The 8,276-nt window shown below is 60.4% G+C and carries 8 protein-coding genes and 1 pseudogene; 5 read left to right on the top strand and 4 right to left on the bottom strand.

The window, feature by feature from the left end; genetic code table 11:
- Positions 1 to 102: pseudogene (locus DBR24_RS31690) on the bottom strand (DUF2790 domain-containing protein); the annotation flags it as partial.
- A 296-nt stretch (positions 103 to 398) separates the two neighbouring features.
- On the opposite strand from DBR24_RS31690, the gene DBR24_RS07740 reads away from it, so the two are divergent.
- Complete coding sequence (locus DBR24_RS07740; RefSeq protein WP_128614411.1) at positions 399 to 1,139, top strand: response regulator; 741 nt, start codon at positions 399 to 401, stop codon at positions 1,137 to 1,139.
- Positions 1,136 to 2,437, top strand: a complete 1,302-nt coding sequence (locus DBR24_RS07735; protein ID WP_128614410.1) for a HAMP domain-containing sensor histidine kinase — start codon at positions 1,136 to 1,138, stop codon at positions 2,435 to 2,437. The genes DBR24_RS07740 and DBR24_RS07735 overlap by 4 nt, the downstream gene beginning before the upstream one ends.
- Positions 2,438 to 2,488: 51 nt before the next feature.
- Here DBR24_RS07735 and DBR24_RS07730 read toward each other — a convergent pair whose 3' ends face one another.
- Complete coding sequence (locus DBR24_RS07730; protein WP_128614409.1) at positions 2,489 to 3,241, bottom strand: DUF2063 domain-containing protein; 753 nt, start codon at positions 3,239 to 3,241, stop codon at positions 2,489 to 2,491.
- Positions 3,234 to 4,073 carry a DUF692 domain-containing protein gene (locus DBR24_RS07725; RefSeq protein WP_128614408.1) on the bottom strand — a complete coding sequence of 280 codons (840 nt, stop codon included), beginning with the start codon at positions 4,071 to 4,073 and terminating at the stop codon, positions 3,234 to 3,236. The genes DBR24_RS07730 and DBR24_RS07725 overlap by 8 nt, the downstream gene beginning before the upstream one ends.
- A 301-nt stretch (positions 4,074 to 4,374) precedes the next feature.
- Between DBR24_RS07725 and DBR24_RS07720 the strand changes: the two genes are divergently transcribed.
- From DBR24_RS07720 to DBR24_RS07710, 3 genes are all read left to right on the top strand, one after another.
- Complete coding sequence (locus DBR24_RS07720; RefSeq protein WP_128614407.1) at positions 4,375 to 5,253, top strand: hypothetical protein; 879 nt, start codon at positions 4,375 to 4,377, stop codon at positions 5,251 to 5,253.
- A 185-nt stretch (positions 5,254 to 5,438) separates the two neighbouring features.
- The gene (locus tag DBR24_RS07715) at positions 5,439 to 6,485 is read left to right on the top strand and encodes a class I SAM-dependent methyltransferase (RefSeq protein ID WP_123467613.1); all 1,047 of its coding nucleotides are present in this window, start codon (positions 5,439 to 5,441) and stop codon (positions 6,483 to 6,485) included.
- A gap of 213 nt (positions 6,486 to 6,698) precedes the next feature.
- Positions 6,699 to 7,541, top strand: coding sequence for an NAD-dependent protein deacetylase (locus DBR24_RS07710; RefSeq protein ID WP_128614406.1), 843 nt, complete (start codon positions 6,699 to 6,701; stop codon positions 7,539 to 7,541).
- Positions 7,542 to 7,560: 19 nt separating this feature from the next.
- Here DBR24_RS07710 and DBR24_RS07705 read toward each other — a convergent pair.
- On the bottom strand, positions 7,561 to 8,276 hold a 716-nt coding region (locus DBR24_RS07705), incomplete at its 5' end, for a LysR family transcriptional regulator (protein WP_146188984.1).

Raw genomic sequence — 8,276 nt, 5'->3', positions numbered from 1 at the left:
GGTGTAGGTTCGCGGGGTAACATCGGCTTCGGCACGGGCTGCAAAGGTGCAGATGTTGAGGGCGGCAAACAGGCCGGCGGCCATCGCGGTTTTACTGATCATGGGAGTTTCCTCAAGGCGTCAATGGGTTTGAGCCGAGGCCATCTGTGTGTGCCTCGATGGAGCCTATTTGAGGCTCGCGAGGTATCGCGGGTGTGTCGGAAAACCGCGCGGATAAATCGTTACGTATCCCTGCCGGTCGGGGATACACAACGATACAAAACCCGGGGAGGCGGCCGTTTTTGCCTCGCCGTGTATCCGTGCTCACGCTGGATACACTGCAATACAAAGGCCTGCAGGCGGGTCGTCGATGGCGCTATAAACTGCACGGCATTCCCCTTTGCTGGAGGTTTGAACCGATGGACCATGTCGATCACATTCTCATCGTCGACGACGACCGCGAGATCCGCGAACTGGTGGGCAACTACCTGAAAAAAAACGGCCTGCGCACCACCGTGGTCGCCGATGGCCGGCAGATGCGCAGCTTTCTCGAAGCGAACACGGTCGACCTGATCGTGCTCGACATCATGATGCCCGGCGACGATGGCCTGCAGTTGTGCCGCGAACTGCGGGTGGGCAAACACAAGGCCACGCCGGTGCTGATGCTGACCGCGCGCAATGATGAAACCGACCGCATCATCGGCCTGGAAATGGGCGCGGACGATTACCTGACCAAACCCTTCGCCGCCCGTGAGTTGCTCGCGCGGATCAACGCCGTGCTGCGGCGCACACGGATGCTGCCGCCCAACCTGGTGGTGACCGAAGCCGGCCGCCTGCTGGCCTTCGGGCGCTGGCGACTGGACACGTCGGCGCGGCACCTGCTGGACAAGGACGGCACCATGGTCGCCCTCAGCGGCGCCGAATACCGCTTGCTGCGGGTATTTCTCGATCACCCGCAACGGGTACTCAGCCGAGATCAACTGCTCAACCTGACCCAAGGCCGTGACGCCGACCTGTTCGACCGTTCCATCGACTTGCTGGTCAGCCGTTTGCGTCAACGGCTGCTGGATGACGCGCGCGAACCGGCGTACATCAAGACCGTGCGCAGCGAAGGTTATGTATTCTCGCTGCCGGTCGAAATCCTCGGGGCGCCGGCATGAGCCTCAACCTGCATTGGCCGCGCACGCTGACTTCGCGAGTGTGGCTGATTTTTCTGATCGGCATGATCCTGGCCCAGGCGTTGTCATTCGGCGCGCAGTATTACGAGCGCTCCCAGATGGCCAGGAACACCATGCTCGGCAATCTGCAGACCGACGTGTCAACCTCGATTGCGATCCTCGACCGCTTGCCCGCCGAGGAACGCCCGGCGTGGCTGTCGCGTCTGGCCCGGACCAATTACGCCTATCTGCTCAATGCAGGTGAAGCGGGCGTCCCGATCAAGGCCGGCGACGTGCCGATTGCCGTCACCTCGATCACCGACGCCATCGGCGAACACTATCCATTGACCTTCACCGACATTCCCGGGCCGAAAAAACACTTTCAGGGGCATCTGCGCCTGAGCGATGGCAGTCCGGTAACCATAGATGTGCGGCCGTCGATGGTGCCGCTGTCGCCGTGGCTGCCGGCGGTGTTGCTCGGCCAACTGGCGCTGATGATCGCCTGCACCTGGCTGGCAGTGCGGATTGCAATCAGCCCCCTCACCCGCCTCGCCAACGCCGTGGAAACCCTCGACCCCAATGCCCATCCGATCAACCTCGACGAGCAAGGCCCTACCGAAGTGGTCTACGCGGCCCGCGCCTTCAACACGATGCAAGCCCGTATCGCCGCCTACCTGAGAGAGCGCATGCAATTGCTTGCCGCCATTTCCCACGACCTGCAAACGCCGATCACCCGGATGAAGCTGCGCGCCGAGTTCATGGACGACTCGGCGGAAAAGGACAAGCTGTGGAACGACCTTGGCGAGATGGAACACCTGGTGCGCGAAGGCGTGGCGTATGCGCGCAGCATCCATGGCTCAACCGAAGAAAGCCGCCGCACCAACATGGATTCGTTTCTCGAAAGCCTGGTGTTCGACTATCAGGACATGGGCAAGGACGTGCAACTGATCGGCAAGAGTGAAGTGGTCATCGACACCCGCCCACATGCGTTGCGCCGGGTATTGGTGAACCTGACCGACAACGCCCTGAAGTTCGCCGGCGCGGCTGAGGTATGGGTCGAAGCGAACAACGGCAGCCTGAGGCTGACCGTCATGGATCGCGGCCCGGGCATTGCCGAGGCCGAGCTGCAGCAGGTGATGGAACCGTTCTACCGCGTGGAAAACTCGCGCAACCGCGAAACCGGCGGCACCGGGCTGGGGCTGGCGATCGCGCACCAACTGGCGATGGCACTGGGTGGCTCGCTGAGCCTGAGCAACCGCGAGGGCGGCGGGCTGTGCGCGGAACTGAAGCTGCCGCTCTGACCTGTGGGAGCGGACAAGCCCGCTCCCACAAGGCTTACGGAGTCTCTGGAATCACGATGCCGGCCCCATTACGCGGTCTTCGTGCAACTGCTGCAACAATGCCAAACCACTGTCCATGAATGACGCATTGCCCAACTCGCCGGCCTCTTGCGCCAGACCGTGCAACTGCTCGCGCCCGGTCAAAACAGGGTACTCACCGATCCGCTGCAACAACCGCCAGGCCAAGGGGCTCAACTCAGCAAACCTGACGCTGAAATCCGCAGTGCGGCGTACCAGCAACAGGGTCGGTTGGGCCGGGGCTACGGCGGGTTGAAGGTCCGGCGACAGCCGTTGCACCGGCCACACATACGCCAACGGCCAGGCCAGCGCCGATACCCGTAGTGGACGTTCCAGCAGCAAGCCTTGGTCTGTTGGTGGTAACGGCTCGCCGTCTGATTGCTGCAGTACCATCTCTACCCATTCGTAATGCGCCAGTTCCAGCAGAAAGGGTGGCCACTCACCTTCACTCGTGACCTCGGGCTCGGCCGCGAGAAACCCGACAAACGCCTCGGCGATCTCAGCAAACTTCGGCGTTTGCGCGCGGCACTCGCGCAGAAAGCCGCGCACCAGTGCCCGCCAGCGGGTTTCGCCAATGATCCGGATCAGCACCGGAAACGTCGGGCTCAGCAGCGCCGAGACGTTGTTGAACACCAGATTCCGGTACACCGTGACCCGCGCCGGGTTCATGTTGGCCGGCATCGGCTGATGGTCGGGGTCACGTAAGTACGCGGTGAGCGCCTGCTGTTGCTGCATCAGGTTATCCATGACGAATCTCCCGATCCTGCAAGTGGCGAATAGTCTGCAACTCGGCCACCAGTTCGGAAAACACCGGGAAATTGAAATCCCGCTCAAGCAACGTTGGCTGGACACCGAACCGAGCATAGGCGTCGCCCAGCAACGCCCAGACCACCGGTTTCACCGAGGCACCATGGGTGTCGATTTTCAACGTGTCCGACTCATCGAAATGCCCGGCCACGTGCATGCCGACCACCCTGCCCGGCTCGACCCCGGCGAGAAACCGGTGAGGGTCGAAGCCGTGGTTGATCGAATTGACGTAGACGTTATTCACGTCCAGCAGCAGGTCGCAATCGGCCTCGCGCAGCACCGCGTTGGTGAACGTCACCTCGTCCATGTCCTGACGTGGCGCGGCATAGTAAGAGACATTTTCCACCGCCAGACGCCGCCCCAGAATGTCCTGAGACTGGCGGATCCGTGCGGCGACGTGATGCACCGCCTCTTCGGTAAATGGCAACGGCAGCAGATCGTAGAGATGACCATCGTCGCTGCAGTAGCTCAGGTGTTCGCTGTACAACGGCACGTGGTGGTGGTCAAGAAACGCCCGGACTTCTTCGAGAAAACCGACGTCGAGCGGCGCCGATCCGCCAAGCGACAACGATAAGCCGTGGCAAGCCAATGGATAACGCTCGGCCAGTTCGCATAACGCAGCGCCTTGGGCACCGCCAACGCCAATCCAGTTTTCCGGGGCGACTTCGAGAAAGTCGAAAATACCGCTATGGGCAGCTTGCAGGTCTTGCAACAAGCCTCGTCGCAGGCCGAGTCCGACTCGGGCAAGTGCAGATGGATGAACAATATGCATGGGGCTGTCCCTCTGTTGGCGCATCAGCGTGATGACGATCAGAAGGTCAACCTAAACAGTGTATGTATCGCGGTTGTTTCGACGACGAAGTCGAATGCACAGGTTATGTATCTGTGATCGCGCTGTATTCATTGAGATACAGATCATCGGTTTATCCAAGGCAATCCCGCGTCAAAATTAACAAAACAGAATAAAAATTTATTTTTTATACCTGTCAACTTTGACAGTTATGCGTGGCAGGCACCGCCACTACACTGGCGCCTCATTCTTTCGTAACTCCCTCGAGAAAGGAATCCAGAGCATGAATAGCAAAATGTCCATCACGCAAGGAACAGTAGCCGCCACGGGCACGCTTACCGCCAAAAGCGCCGGGGAGCTGGATTTCCAGGCCAATAGCGGACTTTCAATTGAAAAACTGCCAACCCATTGGGAAATAAGCGCCACTCATATCAGCGGCAACAGCTATCGCTACATGACTTTTGTTATCCCTCTGAACCTCGGAGGCAATGGCGTACCCATGAATTATTCGCTTGTTTCTGGCAGCGATAAAAATCTGGCGCACGCTCATTACTTTTCCCAAGACATCTTAGTGGTCTCGACCGAAGGATTATTGTCCATTCAATACTTCGAATCCGAGCAGCGAATGGTCGGTACGTTTAACTTCAAGGGCAATTTTGGAGGCCAGGAATATATCTTGAGTGAGGGCAAGTTCGATCTGAAAGACATTACCCGCACTTCGGCGGCCGACAAGCTTCAGCAGCATGAATTTTTCGCTAACCTTGAAGGAGGTATTTATCATGAGTTCAAGTCCGACGAGGTTGAAATCTCTTTTCAAGAAAACACGCAAACATTTGCAGTCGTTGCCAATCAGAGAGTCTGGGAATTAGACCCGCCAAAACCGCACCGCGTAACGCTGTTCATTGCAGCAGGGCTAAAGAAAGGTAAGTACACGTTTGAAACAGGTGATCCAAACATTCGAGCGGCCTATCTGGATTTGCTGGGGAGCGCTTACCTGGCGGTCGAAGGGACACTGGAGCTTAAGGAAGATCCATCCATGGAGCGAATCGAAGCCACGCTGCAATTCACCGGAAAAACGCTGTCGCTTCCTGAAAGAGTGGCCAAGCTGTCCAATGGCGTGTTGAGCCAGACGCCTGCATCCAAGAAGCGTACAAAAGCCTGAAAAACGATCGCTTCATGGCATTGGAGGGCTAGACTTGTTGCATAGCCCTCAAGAGTAAAATCTGGGCGATGAATCCAGCAGTGGTTCATCGTTCAAACCCAAGACGACCACTGCCCGATGGCGCACGCCTCGACCCTCGATCCTTGACGCCGCCGGACTGTGATCCTGTTTCAGGAGCACACGTGATGGACGAGGCCCGACTCAACGAATTCATGGGAAAACTGATCAACGACATGGGCGGCGCGGCGATGCTGGCTAATGTCATCGTCGGCGAAGAACTCGGGTTGTACCGGGCCATGGCCGACAGTCAGCCGATCAGCCCCGAAGCACTCGCTGCGAAAACCACCTGTAACCCGCGTCTGGTCCGCGAATGGCTCAGCGCCCATGCCGCTTCAGGCTACATGGAGCATCACGACGGGCAGTTCCGCCTGCCGGAAGAACATGCCTTGGCGTTGGCCCTGGAAGACTCACCGGTGTACGTCGCCGGCGGTCTGGGCGTGGTGGCGTCGTTTTTCCATGACAAGGACAAACTGGTGAAAGCCATGCGCGGCAACGGCGCCTTGCCCTGGGGCGATCACCATCCGTGCATGTTCACCGGCACCGAACGGTTCTTTCGCCCCGGTTACAAGGGGCATTTGATCGCCGAATGGCTGCCGGCACTGGACGGCGTGGTGGCCAGGCTTGAGGCAGGTGCCAAGGTCGCCGACGTCGGCTGCGGCCACGGCGCCTCGACAGTGATCATGGCTCAGGCGTTTCCCAACTCGCGCTTCGTCGGTTTCGACAACCACACGCCCTCGATCACCGTGGCCACCCAGCGCGCCGAAGAAGGCGGTGTCAGCAGCCGGGCGAAGTTCTTCCAGGGCACGGCAAAAAATTACCCCGGCGACGACTATGACCTGATCTGCTATTTCGACTGTCTGCATGACATGGGCGACCCGGTCGGCGCCGCACGCCATGCCTACGACTCGCTGAAGGACGACGGCACGGTGCTGTTGGTCGAACCGTTCGCCAACGATACGCTGGATGACAACATCAACCCGGTCGGCCGACTGTTCTACGCGGCGTCGACCTTCATCTGCACACCGAATTCCCTGTCGCAAGAGGTCGGCCTCGGGCTCGGCGCACAAGCCGGGGAAATGCGCCTGCGCAAAGTGTTTGCCGAAGCCGGCTTCAAGCAGTTCCGGCGGGCCACGCAGACACCGTTCAATCTGATTCTGGAGGCGCGCAAATAGCCCGGAGACAAGCTATTGACCGTGTGGGAGAAATCTGTGGCGAGGGCGCTTGCTTGCGCTCGGCGGCGAAGCCGTCGGCGGTTTTGGGGCCGCTGCGCGCCCCAGCGGGAGCAAGCTCCCGCGCCATGGAAAACCGCTCCCACCAGTCAGACTCCCTCGCTATGGAAGGTCAGTGCTAACCTGCAAGGCATTCATCTGCCCGGAGTGCTGACCATGCTCGACAGCCCGATCCGCGACCACCTCGACACCTTGCAACAGGCGATGGCCGACGGCGACTTTCTGGTGCTGACCGGCGCCGGCATCAGCACGCCGTCGGGGATTCCGGATTACCGCGACAGCGACGGCGTGCGCCGGGGGCGCCAGCCGATGATGTATCAGGAATTCCTCGCCGCCCCGGAATCACGCCGGCGCTATTGGGCGCGGGCCATGCTCGGCTGGCCACGGGTGCGGCAGGCGCGGCCGAATGCAGCGCACGAGGCGCTGGCCCGATTGCAGACGCATGGGCGGATCGGCGGATTGATCACGCAGAACGTCGACACCCTGCACGATCAGGCCGGCAGTCAGGACGTGATCGAACTGCACGGCAGCCTGCACCGGGTGCTGTGCCTGGATTGTGGCCAGCGCAGTGAGCGCGATGCCATTCAGCGCTTGATGGAGATGCACAACCCGTATCTGGCCGGCGTCGATGCCGTGCAGGCGCCGGACGGCGATACCCTGCTCGACCCCGCGTTCGAAGCCCGGTTTCAGGTGCCGCACTGTCCACATTGCGCGGGCGAGCGGATGAAGCCGGATGTGGTGTTTTTTGGCGAGAACGTCGCGCAGCAAACCGCCGCGCGGGCGCTGGCGGCGGCGGAACGCGCGGCCGGGATGTTGGTGGTGGGCTCGTCGTTGATGGCCTATTCGGCCTTTCGCTTGTGTCGGGTGATTGCCGATCGGGGCAAGCCGCTGATTGCGATCAATCTGGGCAAGACTCGCGCAGATGACCTGCTGTCATTGAAAATCCAAGCCTCATGCGAACAACTCCTGCCCCTGCTGACACAACGCCTGCTCACCTGACACACAAAATCCCGCGGCTTCAGTGCTCAGCCTTGAGGATATCGAACAGCGCCTGTGCCGCCGCCGACAGTTCATTTCCGGGTTCGGTCAACACGCCGATCGCCCGCTCCACCGAGTCATCCAGGGTCAGGCAACGGGCACCCAGTTCTTGCATCTGCTCGGCACACAACGCCGGTACGGCACTGACACCAAGGCCACTGGCGACCATGCGCCCGACCGTCGCCAACTGATGGCTTTCGAACTCCACCGGCAATTTCAGGCCGCGCGCCTGCAAGTGTTCTTCGAGCATCACTCGTACTGTCGATGGCCGCTGCAAGGTGATGAACGGCTGCTGCAGCAAGGTTTGCCAGTCGATAGCGGTGCGCGCCGCCAATGGCGAATCCTGCGCCACCACGGCCACGAAGCGATCCCTGTACAACGGCGTGAAGGTCATCGAGGTGCTTTGCATCGGCTCGAACGCCACGCCCAGATCCACTTGCCGATCGCGGACCATCTCCAGCACCTGCTCGTTGATCACGTCGTTGACCGTGACGTTGACGTTCGGATAGCGCGCACGAAACGTCTTGAGGATCGGCGGCAGCAGGTTGCCGGCGAACGACGGCATCGCCGCCAGCGTCACCCGTCCGCGTTGCAGGCTGAAGCGCTGACACATTTCGTCTTCGGCGTTGTCCCAGTCGGCAATCAGCCGCCTGGCCAGCGGCAACAGGGATTCACCTTCCGCCGTCAGCGCTTCAG

This window comes from Pseudomonas sp. HMWF006 (genome assembly GCF_003061205.1).
GTDB classification, from domain to species: Bacteria; Pseudomonadota; Gammaproteobacteria; order Pseudomonadales; family Pseudomonadaceae; genus Aquipseudomonas; species Aquipseudomonas monsensis.
This window is presented reverse-complemented; position numbering and strand designations above follow the sequence as displayed.

Coding starts and splice junctions, on each gene's coding strand:
- DBR24_RS07740 (WP_128614411.1), top strand. CDS start 399: ATGGACCATGTCGATCACATTCTCATCGTCGACGACGACCGCGAGATC.
- DBR24_RS07735 (WP_128614410.1), top strand. CDS start 1,136: ATGAGCCTCAACCTGCATTGGCCGCGCACGCTGACTTCGCGAGTGTGG.
- DBR24_RS07710 (WP_128614406.1), top strand. CDS start 6,699: ATGCTCGACAGCCCGATCCGCGACCACCTCGACACCTTGCAACAGGCG.
- DBR24_RS07715 (WP_123467613.1), top strand. CDS start 5,439: ATGGACGAGGCCCGACTCAACGAATTCATGGGAAAACTGATCAACGAC.
- DBR24_RS07725 (WP_128614408.1), bottom strand. CDS start 4,073: ATGCATATTGTTCATCCATCTGCACTTGCCCGAGTCGGACTCGGCCTG.
- DBR24_RS07720 (WP_128614407.1), top strand. CDS start 4,375: ATGAATAGCAAAATGTCCATCACGCAAGGAACAGTAGCCGCCACGGGC.
- DBR24_RS07730 (WP_128614409.1), bottom strand. CDS start 3,241: ATGGATAACCTGATGCAGCAACAGCAGGCGCTCACCGCGTACTTACGT.